This window comes from Pseudomonas sp. LABIM340, assembly GCF_040017195.2.
Taxonomy (GTDB): domain Bacteria; phylum Pseudomonadota; class Gammaproteobacteria; order Pseudomonadales; family Pseudomonadaceae; genus Pseudomonas.
This window is the reverse complement of sequence record NZ_CM200227.1, coordinates 2,358,567-2,376,030: the sequence shown is the minus strand read 5'-3', so window position 1 is coordinate 2,376,030 and position 17,464 is coordinate 2,358,567. Positions and strand designations below refer to the sequence as shown.

Annotated in this window: 14 protein-coding genes; 5 read left to right on the top strand and 9 right to left on the bottom strand. The window is 65.3% G+C overall.

Annotation, left to right across the window (positions count from 1 at the left end):
- Window positions 1-34: 34 nt before the first annotated feature.
- A complete protein-coding gene (sohB, locus tag ABKS89_RS11260) occupies window positions 35-1,063 on the bottom strand; it encodes a protease SohB (protein ID WP_081516544.1) in 1,029 nt (342 codons plus the stop codon).
- Window positions 1,064-1,274: 211 nt separating this feature from the next.
- Between sohB and ABKS89_RS11255 the strand changes: the two genes are divergently transcribed.
- The 4 genes from ABKS89_RS11255 (at window position 1,275) to ABKS89_RS11240 (ending at window position 4,536) form a co-directional block, all read left to right on the top strand.
- Window positions 1,275-1,985: a histidine phosphatase family protein gene (locus tag ABKS89_RS11255; RefSeq protein WP_348589826.1), complete on the top strand. Its 711-nt coding sequence runs from the start codon at window positions 1,275-1,277 to the stop codon at window positions 1,983-1,985.
- Window positions 1,986-2,043: 58 nt separating this feature from the next.
- Window positions 2,044-2,355 (top strand): SCP2 sterol-binding domain-containing protein, encoded by a 312-nt coding sequence (locus tag ABKS89_RS11250; RefSeq protein ID WP_081516542.1) that lies wholly within the window; start codon window positions 2,044-2,046, stop codon window positions 2,353-2,355.
- Window positions 2,356-2,673: 318 nt separating this feature from the next.
- Entirely contained in the window at window positions 2,674-3,741 is a 1,068-nt protein-coding gene (locus tag ABKS89_RS11245) for a phosphotransferase family protein (protein WP_138216315.1), read from the top strand.
- A 27-nt stretch (window positions 3,742-3,768) separates the two neighbouring features.
- Window positions 3,769-4,536 carry an SDR family oxidoreductase gene (locus ABKS89_RS11240; protein ID WP_138216316.1) on the top strand — a complete coding sequence of 256 codons (768 nt, stop codon included), beginning with the start codon at window positions 3,769-3,771 and terminating at the stop codon, window positions 4,534-4,536.
- A gap of 235 nt (window positions 4,537-4,771) precedes the next feature.
- On the opposite strand, the gene ABKS89_RS11235 is transcribed toward ABKS89_RS11240, so the two are convergent.
- Window positions 4,772-5,416 (bottom strand): hypothetical protein, encoded by a 645-nt coding sequence (locus ABKS89_RS11235; RefSeq protein WP_348589825.1) that lies wholly within the window; start codon window positions 5,414-5,416, stop codon window positions 4,772-4,774.
- Between the two features lie 156 nt (window positions 5,417-5,572).
- Between ABKS89_RS11235 and ABKS89_RS11230 the strand changes: the two genes are divergently transcribed.
- Complete coding sequence (locus ABKS89_RS11230; RefSeq protein WP_348589823.1) at window positions 5,573-6,355, top strand: TSUP family transporter; 783 nt, start codon at window positions 5,573-5,575, stop codon at window positions 6,353-6,355.
- 24 nt (window positions 6,356-6,379) lie between these two features.
- Here the strand turns inward: ABKS89_RS11230 and nudC are convergent, their stop codons facing one another.
- The 7 genes from nudC to dnaQ all read right to left on the bottom strand — a co-directional run bounded on the left by nudC (window position 6,380) and on the right by dnaQ (window position 17,400).
- Window positions 6,380-7,219, bottom strand: coding sequence for an NAD(+) diphosphatase (nudC, locus tag ABKS89_RS11225; protein WP_138216319.1), 840 nt, complete (start codon window positions 7,217-7,219; stop codon window positions 6,380-6,382).
- Window positions 7,219-8,892, bottom strand: a complete 1,674-nt coding sequence (locus tag ABKS89_RS11220; protein ID WP_348589821.1) for a FimL-related protein — start codon at window positions 8,890-8,892, stop codon at window positions 7,219-7,221. The genes nudC and ABKS89_RS11220 overlap by 1 nt, the downstream gene beginning before the upstream one ends.
- A gap of 42 nt (window positions 8,893-8,934) precedes the next feature.
- Window positions 8,935-9,747: a crotonase/enoyl-CoA hydratase family protein gene (locus ABKS89_RS11215; RefSeq protein ID WP_348589819.1), complete on the bottom strand. Its 813-nt coding sequence runs from the start codon at window positions 9,745-9,747 to the stop codon at window positions 8,935-8,937.
- Window positions 9,748-9,985: 238 nt separating this feature from the next.
- Window positions 9,986-11,329: an amino acid permease gene (locus ABKS89_RS11210; RefSeq protein WP_138216322.1), complete on the bottom strand. Its 1,344-nt coding sequence runs from the start codon at window positions 11,327-11,329 to the stop codon at window positions 9,986-9,988.
- A gap of 191 nt (window positions 11,330-11,520) precedes the next feature.
- Window positions 11,521-13,707 carry a putative bifunctional diguanylate cyclase/phosphodiesterase gene (locus ABKS89_RS11205; protein ID WP_348589818.1) on the bottom strand — a complete coding sequence of 729 codons (2,187 nt, stop codon included), beginning with the start codon at window positions 13,705-13,707 and terminating at the stop codon, window positions 11,521-11,523.
- 106 nt (window positions 13,708-13,813) lie between these two features.
- On the bottom strand, window positions 13,814-16,066 hold the full coding sequence (gene ldcA, locus ABKS89_RS11200; RefSeq protein WP_348589816.1) for a lysine-specific pyridoxal 5'-phosphate-dependent carboxylase LdcA: 2,253 nt from the start codon (window positions 16,064-16,066) through the stop codon (window positions 13,814-13,816).
- A gap of 596 nt (window positions 16,067-16,662) precedes the next feature.
- A complete protein-coding gene (dnaQ, locus tag ABKS89_RS11195) occupies window positions 16,663-17,400 on the bottom strand; it encodes a DNA polymerase III subunit epsilon (protein WP_138216325.1) in 738 nt (245 codons plus the stop codon).
- Window positions 17,401-17,464 lie beyond the last annotated feature (64 nt).

The following is a 17,464-nucleotide window of genomic DNA, read 5'->3' as shown; positions in this document are numbered from 1 at the left end:
ATGGAACGGGCGCAATCCCGGCGCCCGACGACGATCATTGCCAGAAGCGGCTGCGACCCAGGCGGTCCCACCAGGTCACCAGCACGCGATCGATCACGCCGCTGACACCCACGCCGAAGCGCTCCTGGATGGACTTCTTCTGCACGTAACTGAGCTGGTAGACATCCGCCTCGCGGGCGCGTTCGGCCAGGTATTCGTCACTGGTCTTGAGCTCGTCGACCAGCTTCTTGCCCAGCGCCGCCTGGCCCAGCCAGACCTCGCCGGTGGCAATCTCGTCGATGGCCAGTTGCGGGCGGTAGTGCACGACGAAGCGCTTGAACAGCTCGTGGGTGGTTTCCAGGTCTTCCTGGAATTTCTCCCGGCCCTTGTCGGTGTTCTCGCCGAACACGGTCAGGGTGCGCTTGTACTCGCCAGCGGTGAGCACCTCGAAATCGACGTCATGCTTCTTCAGCAGGCGATGGATGTTTGGCAGCTGCGCCACCACGCCAATGGAGCCGAGAATGGCGAAGGGTGCGGAAAGGATACGTTCGCCGATGCAGGCCATCATGTAGCCGCCGCTGGCTGCGACCTTGTCGACGCAGACAGTCAGCGGTACGCCGGCCTGGCGGATGCGTGCCAGCTGGGAAGCGGCCAGGCCGTAGCCATGGACCATGCCGCCGCCGCTCTCCAGGCGCAGCACCACTTCGTCGCGCGGGGTGGCGAGGGTCAGCAGCGCGGTCACTTCATGACGCAGCTGCTCGGTAGCCGAGGCCTTGATGTCGCCGTCGAAGTCGAGCACATAGACGCGATTCTTCTCGCCGCCCTTCTTCTTTTTCGCTTCCTTCAGGCTTTTCGCCTCGGACTTGCGCAGGGCCTTGAGCTTGGTCTTTTCCAATACGCTATGTTGCAGACGCTCGCGCAGCTCCTTGTAGAAGTCGTTGAGCTTGTGCACTTCAAGATGCCCGCTGCCGCCGCGACGACCGCGGCCGCGCAGCGCGGCGATCACCACCAGGACGATGACGATGGCCACCACCACGGTGAAGGTCTTGGCCAGGAAACCCGCGTAATCCGCTAGAAACTCCACTCACATCCCCTTTTACAATTCTGGTCGAGCCCGCCAGGCGAGCGCAGCGAATCCCGCAAGCATACCCACGCCGCAGGCCCGCCACCAGCGCTGGCAAACCGCTGCATCAGTCCAGCGAATGCCATTCAAACAAGCGTATGTTTTTTCGTTGACAGCCCCAGGTGATCCTCATAACCTCGCCGGAACTTTCAGCCCTGCCGGGATACTGCGCGTGGGAAGCATCTACCTGATTCGACATGGCCAGGCTTCATTCGGTGCCGACGACTACGATGTGCTCTCGGCCACCGGCGTGCGCCAGGCGGAAATCCTCGGCGAGCACCTGGCTGGCCTGGGCCTGCGTTTCGACCGCTGCGTGGCCGGCGACCTGCGCCGCCAGCGCCACACCGCCGAAGCGGTGATGGACCGGCTGAACGAAGCCGGGATCGAAACCCCCACCCTGGAAATCGACTCCGCCTTCAACGAATTCGAAGCCGATGCCGTGATCCGCGCGCACCTGCCGGACCTGCTCGAGATCGAGCCGCAGGCCCTGCACATCATGCGCAACGCCGCCGACCACCGCGCCGAGTTCCAGCGCCTGTTCTCCACCGTGATCGCCCGCTGGGTTTCCGGCGACCACGACAAGGACGGCCTGGTCAGCTGGGCCGAATTCCTCGACACCGTGCACGGTGGCCTCCAGCGCCTGCTGGAGTCGGCCAGCGGCAAGGACAACATCGGCGTGTTCACCTCCGGCGGCACCATCACCGCGGTCCTCCAGCACGTGACCGGGATTCCGCCGCTGAACGCCTTCGAACTCAACTGGCAGATCGTCAACACCTCGCTCAACCGCCTGAAGTTCCGCGGCAGCGAAGTAGCCCTGGCTTCCTTCAACAGTCACGTGCATCTGGAACTGTTGAGGGCGCCGGAACTCATCACCTATCGTTGAGTACCGGCCCATTGCGACGCGAGCGTCGCGCGAGAAAACCTAGAAAAGGAATAGAACCATGAGTGTTGCTGACATCGTTTCCACCATGCAGAGCAAGTTCAACGCCAGCGCGGCCGCCGGCCTGGATCTGGTGTTCCAGTTCAACATCGAAGACGGCGACAACCACTACCTGGTCGTCAAGGACGGTACCTGCCAGGTCGTACAGGGCGACGCCGAGTCCCCCAACGTCACCCTGATCATGGACAGCGAAACCCTCAAGGGCATCACCAGCGGCGAAACCGACGGCATGCAGGCCTTCATGGCTGGCAAGCTGCGCGCCGAAGGCGACATGATGCTGGCGATGAAGCTGGGCGAACTGTTCCCGGTCTGATCCGAGGAAACCTGCCCGCGCAGCACGAAAAACCGGAGTCCTTGGCTCCGGTTTTTTTATGCCCGCGCTCCGCTGCAAGGCCCGGATCAGGCAGCTTGATCGGGGTGCAACACGAACGCCAATAAGGGCTTTGTGTGCTTGTGACGGGCAAGGCCTGACATTAGATTAGCCAATGATCACCCGGCGCCATCATTGCTTTGCCTGATCCTGCCGCAACCCATCGGGCAAGACACAGACGCCGGCCTGCGCGCACCTCGTCAGGAGCCCTGGGCCCTCGCGGGGACGATTCGTAAAAGCCCGTACAAGAAAGGGACCAGCATGTCGTTGACCGACCAGACCATCCGCTCCCGCGAAGGCGAAGAACTCGATGCCGCCGTGATCGACGGCTTCCTCAAGGACCACATTCCCGGCCTGCAGGGTCAGCCGCGCATCAGCCAGTTCCCCGGCGGCGCCTCGAACCTCACCTACCTGATTCAGTACGACAACCAGGAACTGGTGCTGCGGCGCCCGCCGTTCGGCAAGAAGGCCAAGTCCGCCCACGACATGGGCCGCGAATACCGCATCCTGAACCAGCTCAAGGACGGCTTTCCCTACTGCCCCAAGGCGTACGCCTACTGCACCGACGAGTCGGTGATCGGCGCCGAGTTCTACGTCATGGAGCGGGTCAACGGCATCATCCTGCGCAGCGACCTGCCCAAGGAGCTGAACCTTGACGCCGAGCAGACCACCGCCCTGTGCAAGAGCTTCATCGACAAGTTCGTCGACCTGCACAACGTCGACTACAACGCCTGCGGCCTGGGTGACCTGGGCAAGCCCGAGGGCTACGTGCAGCGCCAGATCGGCGGCTGGATCGATCGCTACGAGAAGTCCCTGACCCCCGACGCGCCGGCCTGGGAACAGGTGAAGGTGTGGCTGCGCGAGAAGATGCCGGCCGACCACCACAAGCCGGGCATCGTCCATAACGACTACCGCTTCGACAACGTCATCCTCGACCCGAACAACCCGATGCAGATCATCGGCGTGCTCGACTGGGAGATGACCACCATCGGCGACCCGCTGATGGACCTGGGCAACACCCTTGCCTACTGGATCGAAGCGGGCGACCCGCAGCCGATGCAGATGCTGCGCCGTCAGCCCAGCCACGAGCCGGGCATGCTGACCCGCCAGCAGTTCGCCGACTACTACGCCGAGCGCGCCGGCATCCAGATCGACAACCTCGATTACTACTACACCTACGGCCTGTTCCGCCTGGCCGGCATCATGCAACAGATCTACTACCGCTTCTTCCACGGCCAGACCCAGGACAAGCGCTTCGCCACCTTCATCCACGCCAACAAGCTGCTGGAACAGGTGAGCCTGCAAGTCATCGGCAAGTCCCGCCTGTAACGGCGCCCCAGAACAAGGAGAACCCCCATGTCCAAGACCCAACTGTTCGACCTCGAAGGCAAGATCGCCTTCGTCTCCGGCGCCAGCCGCGGCATCGGCGAGGCCATCGCCAAGCTGCTGGCCCAACAGGGCGCCCACGTGATCGTCTCCAGCCGCAAGATCGACGGCTGTCAGGCCGTGGCTGACGAAATCGTCGCCGCCGGCGGCAAGGCCACCGCGATTGCCTGCCACATCGGCGAGATGGAGCAGATCCAGGCCGTCTTCGCGCAGATCCGCGAGCAGTTTGGTCGCCTGGACATCCTGGTCAACAACGCCGCCACCAACCCGCAGTTCTGCAACGTGCTGGACACCGACCTGTCGGCCTTCCAGAAGACCGTCGACGTGAACATCCGCGGCTATTACTTCATGTCCATCGAAGGCGGCAAGCTGATGAAGGCCAACGGCGGCGGCAGCATCATCAACGTTGCCTCGGTCAACGGCGTCACCCCGGGCGAGTTCCAGGGCATCTACTCGGTGACCAAGGCCGCGGTGATCAGCATGACCAAGGTCTTCGCCAAGGAATGCGCACAGTTCAATATCCGCTGCAACGCCCTGCTGCCGGGCCTGACCGACACCAAGTTCGCCTCGGCGCTGGTGAGCAACGATGCCATCCGCAACGTCGCCCTGCAGCGCATCCCGCTCAAGCGCGTGGCCGACCCGAGCGAAATGGCCGGCGCCGTGCTGTACCTCGCCAGCGAAGCCTCCAGCTACACCACGGGTGTAACGCTGAACGTGGACGGCGGCTTCCTCGCCTAAGCGTTATCGCGGAAACGAAAAAGGGAGCCGGTTGGCTCCCTTTTCTTTGGTGAGGATTGGGCTCGCTCCGACAAGATCAAAAGCCCCTCAGCCTAACCCTCTCCCGCAAGCGGGAGAGGGAACTGTCTGGTGCAGGATGACACCACTGTGCCAGCCGGGACGATCTGCGCCCTCTCCCCCTGGGAGAGGGAATGAGGTGGCACAAACTTCACAGAGGAAACCAGTTGCTCCTGGTTCACTGCCAATCCTTGAGAGCCTGGTTCGCCGCCGCATTCATCGGCTCGGCGGTCAGCCCGCCGGCCCCGTAGCGCACCGCGAAAACGGCCTGGTCGGCCAGCGGCAGGTAGTTCACCCGGCCCGCCCTGGGCACGAAAGTCAGCAGGTCGTGCTGGCCGTCGCGCAGCCAGCGCCACAGATCGATACCCAACGCGTCGTCCGCCAGCGCCACCTTGCGCCCCAGGCTCTGCTGCTCAACAGCGAGGAATCGGCCGCTGAGGTCCTGCAGACGGTAACCCGGCGCCATCCCTATCAGCCGCGCCAGGCCTTTCCACTCCAGTACCCGCGCATCCAGCTGCCAGAGGTCGCCGGCCAGTTCCACACGACGCTCTTCATCGCCCTGCAGCAAAGTCACCTCATAACGCTGCTCACCGACCTTGTGGAAGCTCAGGGTCGCCAGCGGGCGCTCTGCCGGTAGCGGGTCATAGCTGCGCAGGTCCCAGGCCACCAGCGCCACCAGAGCGGCGACGGCCACGAACAGCATGCCCGCCGTGCCCCGCAGCCAGCCGAGGAACCAGTGACGGTCGAACAGAATGCGGGCGGCTACCACCAGCGCCAACAGCGCCAGGAAGGCAACGACCCAGGCCAGACCGTCGTACTGCATCGAATGATTTCCTTCCTCGTAGAAATGCCGGCATTATGCGCACCGCGTACCTGCACGGCCAGCCAGACCGTCGCAGCTTTCGGGCCCGTTAACGTTTCCCGCGCACCATTCTTTACGAGAGAGTGGCGCCACGGGCCCCCGATCAAGGCCAACCCCATGCCCTTCGAACTCGTCGTAGACCCGACCACCCTCGTCATTCTCGCCGGCGTCGCCTTCCTCGCCGGTTTCATCGACGCCATCGCCGGCGGCGGTGGCCTGCTGACCATCCCTGCCCTGCTCACCGCCGGCGTCCCTCCGCACCTGGCGCTGGGCACCAACAAGCTGAGCTCGACCTTCGGCGCCGCCGTGGCCAGCTACACCTTCTACCGCCGCAAGCTGTTCCAGCCGCGCCAGTGGCGCAAGGGCATCATCGCCACCGCCATCGGCGCCGCGCTCGGCGCCTGGGCCGCGCACCTGATGCCGGCGGAATGGCTCAACCGCATGCTGCCGGTGGTGGTCTTCGGTTGCGGTCTCTACCTGCTGTTCGGCAAGACGCCCGAAGCGCCGCTGGACGCCAACCCGCGCATTGCCCAGCGCCGCCAGTGGCCGCAGGGCCTTGGCCTGGGCTTCTACGACGGCGTGGCCGGCCCCGGCACCGGCGCCTTCTGGACCGTCAGCACCCTGCTGATGTACCCGCTCGACCTGGTCCGCGCCAGCGGCGTGGCGCGCAGCATGAACTTCGTCAGCAACATCGTCGCGCTGGCGGTATTCATCGCCTCGGGTCAGGTGGTCTGGCTGATGGGCCTGTGCATGGGCAGTTCGCTGATGATCGGCGCCTACTTCGGCGCGCGCACGGCGATTGGCGGCGGCGCCAAGTTCATCCGTCCGGTGTTCATCCTGGTGGTACTTGCCTTGACCGTGCGCCTGACCTGGCAGCACTGGTTCACCGCCGCGGCCTGAGGAAGGCCGGAGCGGCGCCTGGAATCAGGCGCCGCCGGGCAGGACAGGATCGGGACGACCGGCGCGGCGCGCCAGATAGACCTCGATCAGGTAGCGGGCGATAGAGCGCTCGGCCGGCAGGCGCGGCAGCTCGTCGACGTGGAACCAGCGGGCATCCTCGATCTCGTCGGGCTGCATGACGATCTCGCCACTGACGTACTCGGCGTGGTAGCCGAACATCAGCGAATGCGGGAACGGCCAGGGCTGGCTGCCCATGTAGCGGATATTGCCGATCTCGACGCCCACCTCTTCGCGCACCTCGCGCGCAACGCAGTGCTCCACCGACTCACCCGGCTCGACGAAGCCGGCCAGGGTGCTGTACATCCCCGGCACGAAGCGCGGAGAACGCGCCAGCAGCACTTCATCGCCACGGGTCACCAGCACGATCATGCTCGGCGACAGCAGCGGGTAGCGCTGGATGCCGCAGCTTTCGCAATGCATGGCGCGGTCGCGGGGCATGCGCAGGCTGGGTTGGCCACAGCTGCCGCAGAAGCGGTTCTGCCGCCACCAGATGCCGATCTGGCTGGCGAAGCCAAGCATGGCGAAGATGTCTTCCTCGGCCTGCATCATGAACTGGCGCAGGCCGATCCAGCTGGCGCCTTCCAGCGGGTCGGTACGGTCGATTTCCAGCAGGTACACCGGCTCGCCATCGAACTGGCCGACGGCGTGCTCGGAAAGCACCGAAAGGTCCTGGCGCTTGAGCCAGTCACGGGGGAACAGCACGCCGTTGCTGTCGGCGAGGAACTGCTGCTGGCAGTGGGCGAGCGCCCAGCCACCGTTCGCCGCGACCTCGAACATCGAGGATTCCCAGCGCCCGGTACGCATCAGGCTGCCACCGTCAGGCCCAGGGCCTTGACGCTCTCGCTGGCGACGTCCAGGACGTCGGGTTGGCCTTCAGGCCGCATCATGGCTCCACCCTCCAGGTAGTACTCCAGGCCGGTCAGCGCATCCGCCAGGGTTTCCAGCATCTGCTCGGACGGCATCTGGGTCGTCTCGATCATCTGCCCCTGAATGTAATCGGCACAGGCGCCCACGAGCAATGCCGCGCGCTCCTGGCCGAGGAACCACAGGCCGCCGCGCACCGCCTGCAGGCTGATCGGCACGTTGGCCAGGTGCAGCTTGTCGCCATTGGATTCCAGGTAGGCGGTGATCGCGCGCTTGGCCAGCGCCAGGCCCGCCTGGGCCTCGTCGATCACCACAATGCGCGCTTCGGCGAGCTGGTGCACGGCGAAGGAGTCATCCTCACCCATCGGCGCCGGACGCGCACTCATGCGCTCGCCACGCTCCAGGTTGCCGACCATGCTCTCGACGTAGAGCAGCGCGTCGGCCAGGGAGTTGAGGGCGGCAGGCTCGTCCACCGAGCCCTTGGCGACCCAGCCGGCGACCACGCCGTGCTGATGCTGCAGCGAAGTGGCGGCGGAATTCAGGCCGACCATGCCCAGGGTCTTGGCCAGCTTGCCCAGCTGGGTGTGCAGGATGCCCAGCGCATCGGACTGGGACACGCCACGCTCGATCAGGTCGAGCCGGTCCTTCACCGCCGTGAGCTCTTCGCGGATCGCCACCGACAGCGAGCGCATCACCGACTTGCCCGGGCCGGACAGGCGCTGCGACTCGTCTTCGAGCAGGTGATCGGTGAACGGCAGCGGTGCCAGGCCGAACACCTGGCGCAGCTCGGTCGCGCGCACGCCGCTGGTGTCAGCCAGCGTGGTGAGATACAGCAACTCCTTGAGCAGCTGCCGCGGCGCTTCGTACTGCGGGTTGGCAATCAGTTGCTTGAGCTCGCGGTCCAGGCGCGAGAACACCTGCTTGCGCGTCTTGCGCGGCAGCATCTGCGCGTCCACCAGGGATTCCAGCGCGCCAGCGCCGACCCAGCACAGGCGGGTGCGCGCGGCACTGCCCAGCAGCACGTCGAGCTTGCCCAGCGCGCGGCCCATGAGCTTGAGGCTGGGGTAGAGATTCTGTTCGCGGATCAGCCCGACCAGGCCGACCTGGTACATCTGCCGCAGGCGGCGGACTTCGCGGGCTGGGTCCTCCACCTGCGGCGCGGTGACGGCGCGCAGCGGGCGCGGCAGGTCCAGACGCGCGCTGAAGAAGAAGCTCTCCGGCAGCGCGGGCTGGCCGGCGGCTTGGCGCACATCGTTGATCGCCGGCAGCAGCAGCTCGGGGATTTCCTGACGGTGCGCTTCGAGGTTTTCCAGGTAGCGGCGCAGCACGTAGAGCGCGTTGCCGAGCGCGGCCAGCTGGCCGTCGCGGTCTTCACTGACCCCGGTCGGAATGTCGGTGGCCAGGTCCAGCGCTTCCTGCGCCAGCAGTTCGGCACCGGCCAGCTCGATGAGATTCAGCGTGCCGCGAATCTGGCTCAGGCAATCGACGGAATGTTGCAGCAGGCTGCCGTTCTGACGCTCGGCGATGAAGTGCTCGAGATTCTGCTCGGCCTCCTCCATCGTCGCGAACAGCTCGTCGCGGACCAGACTGAGGGACGTGGCTCCAGTAACCATCGGCCTAGTGCGCCTCCTGCGCGCAAGAAGAGTGGACGGACATCAATCGGCGAACTCGGGGGTCTTCTTGCTCATGTGCGCCATCATGGCGGCCTGCAGGTCAGCGGACTGCAGCATGGCGGCGTTCCAGGTGGCGATGTATTCCAGGCCATCCTCGACGCGGTGGTCGCGGGCGTAGCCGATCATTTCCTTGGTGCCGCGGATGGCGATCGGCGACTTGGCGGCGATCTGCCGGGCCAGCTCCATCACGCCGTCCTGCAGCGCGGAATGGTTGGCATAGACGCTGTTGACCAGGCCGATGCGCTGCGCTTCCTCGGCGTTGACGTTGCGCCCGGTGTAGGCCAGCTCACGCATGATGCCGTCGCCGATCAGGCGCGGCAGGCGTTGCAGGGTACCGACATCGGCCGCCATGCCCATGTCGATTTCCTTGATGGAGAACTGCGCGTCCGCGCTGCAGTAGCGCATGTCGCAAGCGGAGATCAGGTCGATGCCGCCGCCGATGCAGTAGCCCTGGATCGCCGCGAGGACCGGCTTGCTGCCCTTGTCCACGGCGTTGAAGGAGCCCTGCAGTTGCAGGATGGTCTTGCGCAGGGCGCGGGCGTTGCGGCCGACGTCCTTGCCCAGGTGGCTGGCGGCCTGGGCCAGCAGGGCGAGGTCGATGCCGGCGGAGAAGTGCTTGCCGGCGCCGCTGAGGACGACGACGCGGACTTCATCCGTTTCATCGGCCCACTGGAAGATATCGATGATTTCCTTCCAGAAATCGGCGTTCATCGCGTTGAGCTTTTCCGGACGGTTGATCTGCACATGGGCGATCTTGTCCGCCAGTTCAACGCGGAAGGCTTTGTATTCGGTCACGGGAGATGTCCTCGGGAATGCCCTGCTTCTCGTCTGGGTGCGGCGCGCTGCCGCTGGAGCCCGGGCCAACAGTTCTTATGGTTGCCGCATACAGATTTTTGGCATCGCGCCACTATAACAAGGCAAGACCAAAAGTCGATGCCGCGGTCTGTGACACAGGCCACGGCATCGGGCGTGAATCCGCTCGCAATTCGCTCACCAACTGCTTGATCTGGCAGGAAGGTGGCCGCCGCGGCAATCAGTCGCGAGCGGCCATCGGCAGCCCTTGCGCACGGTTGCGGTACTGACGCCAGGTGTACATCGGGATGCCCGCCATGAACACCAGGAAGCCCCAGAAGATCGCCTGCTGGCCGGTGCCGTAGAGCGCCCACAGCGAGTAGAGGAAGCCCAGGCAACCAATCGCCAGCACCTGCGGGCGCGAACGCGGGGAGAAGGACTCCGGCTTCACCGCCAGCATCTGGATCAGCGCGGCAGTGCAGAAGGCGTAGGGTACGACGCCGGTCATGGTGCCGAGCAGGATGATGACGTTGAACACCTCCACCAGCTCGCCATGGCCGTCGACCATCACCAGCGCGGTGACCAGCAGCCCGGAGGACAGCAGGCCGTTGGCCGGCGCGCCGTTCTTGTTGAGCTTGCCCAGGGATTCGGGGAACAGCCCGTCGCGGGCCGGCGCCACCGGGATCTGGCCCTGCAGCAATACCCAGCCGTTGAGCGCGCCCAGGCAGGCGATCACCGCGCCGCCAGCCACCAGGTAATAGCCCCAGGTGCCCAGCAGGATGCGCGCGGCATCGGCGAACGGCGAAGTGGACTTGGCCAGCACTTCCGGCGGCATCAGGCCCTGCACGGCGGTGATCGACAGGATGTACACCGCGGCGGCCGCCAGGGTGCCGAACAGCGTGGCGCGGGGGATGGTCTTCTTCGGGTCGCGCACATCGTCCGCCGGCACAGTGGCCGACTCCAGGCCGATGAACGACCAGAGCGTCAGCGCCGCCGTGGTGGCGATCGCCTGGGCATAGCCCATGTTCGGCAGTTCGCTGGGCGCCGGGATGGTCAGGTAGTCGGGGTTGAAGTGGAACCAGCCGAGAATACCCACCAGCAGCAGCGGGATCAGCTTGAGCGCGGTCAGGCAGTTCTGCACCACAGCGAAGGCGGTGATGCCGCGCAGGTTGATCAGGGTGCACAGCCAGATGGCGCCGATGGCCGTGGCGACCATCAGCAGCGGGTCGGCCAATGCGGGGATGAACACCCGCAGGTAGCCCACCAGCGTGACGGCGATGGCCGCGTTGCCGATCCACGCGGCTTTCCAGTACGTCCAGGCACAGAGGTAGCCGGCGAAGCTGCCGAAGCCGTCACGGGTGTAGGCGTAAGGCCCGCCAGCACTGGGATTGAGCCGCGCCAGCCGGGCGAAGGTGAAGGCCAGGATCACCGCCCCGGTACTCGACACCAGCCAGCCGAACAGGCTGAGCCCGCCGAACGCCGCCAGGCTCGACGGCAGCAGGAACACCCCCGACCCCACCATGTTGCCAACCACCAGCGCGGTGCAGCTCCAGAACCCCATGCTGCCCTTTTTCGCTTCCGCCATCTGCGCTCCTTAGAAGCCCGCGATCTGTATTTTCGTGTGATCGCCCTGGCCATCGTAGGGACGCAGAGCGGCGATCTGTCCTACAGGGTAGACAGCGCCGGGCAAAGGAGGAAACCGTTTTGCAGGACGTGACCGCCCGTTTCGAGCGATTTCGCCCCGCGCGGTCAATGCCGCTGCAGAAATTCCGCCGCTCAGGCGGAGCCGAACTGGCGCGTGCCGATCTCGTAGAGCTGTTCGAACTGCGATGACGGCATAGGCTTGGCGAACAGGTAGCCCTGCCCTTCGGTGCAACGTTCGGCGCGCAGGCGATCGCGCTGCGCGGAGGTTTCGATGCCCTCGGCGATGGTCTCCAGGTCGAAGCTGCGGGCCATGTCGAGGATCGCGCGGATCACCGAAAGGTCCTGCTGGGTTTCCAGCATGCCGATGACGAAGGTGCGGTCGATCTTGATGCGGCTCAGCGGGTAGGTCTTGAGCAGGCTGAGGGAGGCGTAGCCGGTGCCGAAATCGTCGAAGGCGATGCCGACCCCATAGGAGCGCAGGCTCTGCAAGGTGCTGAGCACGGTGTCGTCGTGGTTGAGCACGATGTTCTCGGTGATCTCAAGCTCCAGCGCCTCCGCCGGCAGGCCGTGCCGCTCCAGTGCTTCGAGCACCTGGGTGACCAGGTTGCCCATGCGGAACTGCGCGCCGAACAGGTTCACCCCCATGCGCAGGTCGGGCGCACCGTTGCGCCGCCAGTAGGCAGCCTGGGCGCAGGCCTCATCGAGTATCCAGGCGCCGACGATGGCCGCCAGCGGCCCGCCCTCCAGTGACGGCAGGAAAGCCGCCGGCGACAGCAGGCCGCGCTGCGGATGCTGCCAGCGGATCAGCGCCTCGGCCCCACGCAGGGAGCCGTCGCGCAGGCTCACCTGGGGCTGGTAGAACAGAAGGAACTCGCCGTTGGCCACGGCGCGATGCAACTCCATGCCATACAGATGCCGCGCCGCCGCTTCCATCTTCAGCGCCGGAAGGAACACGAAGGCGTGGCTGCGACCGCTGCTCTTGGCCTTGAACAGCGCCAGGTCGGCGTCACCCACCAGCTCCAGCGCTTCCTGCGCGTGCAGAGGCGCCAGAGCCACGCCGCAACTGGCAGCGACCCGCACCTCATGAGCGTCGATGACGATGGGCTCCGCAATGCTGGCAATCACCGCCTGGGCAAAGCGCATGGCGTGTTCGGGTGAGAGCAGGTTCGGCTCGAGAATGGCGAATTCGTCGCCACCGATGCGCGCCACCGTGGCGCCTGCGGTGGCCAGCCGCGCCAGCCGCTCGGCGACCTGCCGCAGAATGCCGTCGCCGACGGCGTGGCCGAGGGAATCGTTGACGTCCTTGAAGCCGTCCAGGTCAATCATCAGCACGGCAGCCGGGCGCGACTGCACCAGGACTTCTTCGGTGCGCCGGTAGAACTGGCCGCGATTGGACAGGCCGGTGAGCACGTCGACGCTGGCCAGCTGGCGCAGCGCCTCCTCTTCCCGATGGCGGGCGGTGAGGTCCTTGAGCACTGCCTCGAACTTGAGCTTGCCCTTCTCCGTCCAGCTGAACAGCGTCAGGCCAAGGGACAGCTCGGAGCCATCCTTGCGCACACCGACAATCTCCCCCGGCACGGCCATGCCATCCAGGGACGTGGCGTCACTGGCCCCGCTGATCAGGGCGCGGAACCCCGAACGGTTGCGTTCAGGCAGCAGCAACTCGAAGGACTGGCCGCTGCCTTCGATCAGCTCGTAGCCGAACAGGTTGGCCGCGGCTTCATTCCAGGCACCGATCTCGCCCCAGCAGTCGAACCAGACCACGGGAGTCGGCGAGGTGCCGGCGTACTCCTCGAATAGCGGCCGGGTGCGCGACGAGGCCACCTCGATGCGGCGCAGTTCGAGCCGGTCCGATGCCATGCGCGCCAGCTCGACCAGACGCTCGCGGTCCTCGCCGGAAAAGTCTTCGTGGGGCTGGCTGTCGATGATGCACAGCGCGCCCAGCGCCCGTCCCTCGACCGAGAGCAGCGGCACGCCCGCGTAGAAGCGCACGCCATTGGGCGCCGTTACCAGCGGGTTGTCGTGGAAGCGCTCATCGCGGCTGGCGTCGCCCACCACCATCACGCCGTCCTGGGCGATGGCATGGGCGCAGAAGGATACGTCGCGCCCCATGTCGACTTCGCCGATGCCTGTGGCGGCGGCGAAGAACACGTGGTCACTGCCGATCATGTTCACCGCTGCGACCGGCATGCCGAACATGCGGACAGCGATCTGCACCACCGGGTCAAGGCTGGGCAGCAGGCTTTCGTCGTCGAATCCGTAATCGGAGAGCGCACTCAGGCGCTCACTTTCATTCGGCAACGTCACGGGACAGCGCATGGGGGAAACCTCCCTTTTTCCTCAATTTCTCCCTTTACCGATGCGCACAAGGATAGTTCCACTTTTCATACAGTGATGTATGTCACTGCTGTCAGGAGCCGGACGGTTACTTGCAGCACTCCACGGTGTAGCGCTTCTCACCGTCTACCTCGCGTACCTGCAGGCCATGGACGTCGGAATCGAAGCCGGGGAAATTACGCTCGAAACTTTGCGCAAAGGCCAGGTAATCGAGTATGGAGCGGGTGGATTCGGTGAACCGCTCGCCCGGCATGATCAGCGGAATGCCTGGCGGATATGGCACCAGCATCACCGCAGCGATGCGCCCTTCCAACCGATCGATAGGCACCGCCTCGACTTCGCCGCGCACCAGCTGCGCGTAAGCGTCCGCCGGGCGCATGGCAATCTCCGGCAGCACCGTGTACATGCGCTTCATCGCCTTGGCCGTGGCGTGGTCGCGGTAGCAGCGGTGCAGCTCGTCGCAGAGGTCGCGCAGGCCCATGCCCGCATAACGCACGCCGCCGGCCTGGGCGACGCTGGGCAGTGCGTCCGCCAGCGGCTGGTTGGCGTCGTAGCTGCGCTTGAACTCCAGCAACTCGGTGACCAGGGTGCTCCACTTGCCCTTGGTCACACCCATGGAGAACAGCACGAGGAAGGAATACAGCCCGGTCTTCTCCACCACCAGCCCGCGTTCCCAGAGGAAGCGGCTGACCACCGCGGCCGGAATCCCGCGCGAATCCAGGCGCCCGCCAGCAGTGAGGCCCGGCGTGGCCAGGGTGACCTTGATCGGGTCGAGCAGCACGTAGTCCTCCACCGCGTCGCCAAAGCCGTGCCAGTCGGCGTTGGGCTCCAGCACCCAGTCACGGGTCTTCACCTCGTCGGTACCCTCGACGCCCGGCGGCTGCCAGACGCAGAACCACCAGTCGTCCTCGACAAGATTCTGCTGCACGTTGGCCAGGGCGCGGCGGAAGCTCAGGGCCTCGTCGAAGGTCTCCTGGATCAGCGAACGCCCCGCCGGGCCTTCCATCATCGCCGAGGCCACGTCCAGCGAGGCGATGATGCCGTACTGCGGCGAGGTGGAGATGTGCATCATGAAGGCTTCGTTGAAGCGCGCCTGCTCGAAGCGCCGCGCGCCGGCATCCTGCACGTGGATCATCGAGGCCTGGCTGAAGGCGGCGAGCATCTTGTGCGTGGAGTGGGTGGTGAACACCAGCGGGCCGCTGTCGTCACGGCTGGTGCCCATGCCGTAGCGTCCGGCGTAGAACTCGTGGAAGGCCGCGTAGGCGTACCAGGCTTCGTCGAAATGCAGCACCTCGACGCTGTCGCCCAGGGCCTGCTTGATCATCTGCGCGTTGTAGCAGAGGCCGTCATAGGTGGAGTTGGTCACCACCGCCAGCCGCACCTTGGGCTCACGGCCGCGCGCCAGCGGGCTGGCCTCGATCTTCGCGGCGATGGATTCGCGGCTGAACTCCGACAGCGGGATCGGCCCGATGATGCCCAGTTCGTTGCGCTCCGGCGTCAGGTACAGCGGGATGGCGCCGGTCATGATGATCGAATGGAGGATCGACTTGTGGCAGTTGCGATCCACCAGCACCAGGTCATCGCGGCAGACCATGGAGTGCCAGACGATCTTGTTCGCCGTGGAGGTGCCGTTGATCACGAAGAAGGTGTGGTCGGCGCCGAAATTGCGCGCCGCACGGGCTTCCGCCTCGGCCAGCGGGCCGGTGTGGTCGAGCAGCGAGCCCAGCTCGGGGACTGAGACGGAGAGGTCCGAACGCAGGGTGTTCTCCCCGAAGAACTGGTGGAACGCCTGTCCCACCGGACTCTTGCGATAGGCCACGCCGCCGCCATGGCCGGGTGTATGCCAGGAATAGTTGGACTGCGCGGTGTGCTCCACCAGCGCGCGGAAGAACGGCGGCAGCAGGCCTTCCAGGTACTTGCGTGCGGCGCGGCTGACCTGGCGGGCGAGGAAGGGCACGGTGTCTTCGAACAGGTAGAGGATGCCGCGCAGCTGGTGCAGGTCTGCCATGGACTCAGCCGGCGCGTTCTCGATGGTCATCTGCTCGCCGAGGGCGAAAATCGGCAACTTCGGCGCACGCACCCGCGCCATGCGGATCAGCTCCACCACATCCTGCAGAAGACGCTGGTTCTCCCCCGCCCCCTCGGCGGCGACCAGGATGCAGGCGAGACCGTGGTGGGTCGAAGCGACGATGCGCCCCTCGGCGGAACTGGCGGTGGACAGGATGCTGAAGCCGTCCTGCTCCAGCTCTCGCGCGATATCCCTCACCCGGTCGCCGGCCACGGTATCGGCCTTGATGTCGCGGTGAACGATGAGGATGGGGAATTTTAAGTCTTTGTACATTGTGAACCCCTGAATGGACGTACGACTGGCGTCGATCCCTTTCAGAGTATGGGCTCACGGAATGTAGGGGAATGCGCCCGGCAGACGGCTGTAATAAAACGTCGCGTGGGTGACAGGAGCGCTCACCTTGAGCGCTTCGCTCGATTCCGGCTTTGGCTTTGGCTTTGGCTTTGGCTCAAAGGGGACTTCCAGAGAAATGCCAGCGCACTCCAGACCGCCCCGTTCAGGAGGCCTCGTTGAAGCGGAGTTTCAGGGGTTGAGCGACATGGATGTCGCAGCGTGCCCCTGAAACGTCGATTCAACGAGGGTATTTTTCGCCCCAAGCGAAAACCGGATGTCCGGGGCAAGACCTTTGCCTTCTTTGGGGTCGTTTGCCAAAGAAGGTCGCCCGAGGGGGCGAAACAGAGAGTTTGCGCGTACGCTGAAGCGGCGCTGGAACGCCCAAGCCAACGCAGCGATGCAGGATCTACATCCGAGCCAAAGACGGCGCCGGCCCTGCCGGCGGATCGCGGGCAGGGCCCGCTCCTACAGGTGTCACACCATCAGAAACGAAAAAGGCCCCTGTTCAGGGGCCTTTTTTCAGGTAGCGAGGAGGATCACTCCTTCGGCGCTTCCATCTGCGCCCACAGCGACGGACCACCGGCAGACTTTTCGATCACCGCCAGGCGCGCCACATGCGCCTCGATCTCCGCATCGCTGGCGCGGATCACACGGGTCAACCCACGCTCCGCCGCCAGGCGCCGGATCGCCGACGCCGTGGCGCGACCGCTGCCGTCACCTTCGGCACCGTTGCCAGCCAGCGACAGGCTGGTCTGGCCACCGGTCATCGCCAGGTAGACGTCAGCAAGAATCTCGGCATCGAGCAGTGCGCCGTGCAAGTCACGGCCTGAGTTGTCGACGCCGTAGCGCTTGCACAGGGCATCGAGGTTGTTGCGCTGACCCGGATGGCGCTCGCGGGCCATCAGCAGGGTGTCGAGGATGCCGCAATAGTCGGCAACGTCCGCGCGCTCGGACTGCCCCAGCAGGGCGAACTCGTTGTTGATGAAGCCAACGTCGAACGCCGCGTTGTGGATGATCAGCTGGGCGCCCTTGATGAACTCGAAGAAGTCATCCGCCACTTCGCGGAAGCGCGGCATGTCCTTGACGTATTCATTGGTGATGCCGTGGACCGCGATCGCACCTTCGTCAATCTCGCGATCGGGCTGCAGGTAGACGTGGAAATGCCGGCCGGTGAGGCGGCGACCGTCGAGTTCGACGCAACCGATCTCGATGATCCGGTGGCCGTCGGTGACCGGCATACCGGTCGTTTCAGTATCGAGTACGACGCTGCGCATTCTGTGTGAAACCTTCTTGCGGTTGATTCGCCCGAATGGCTTCGGGCGACCCTGATTCTGAGAG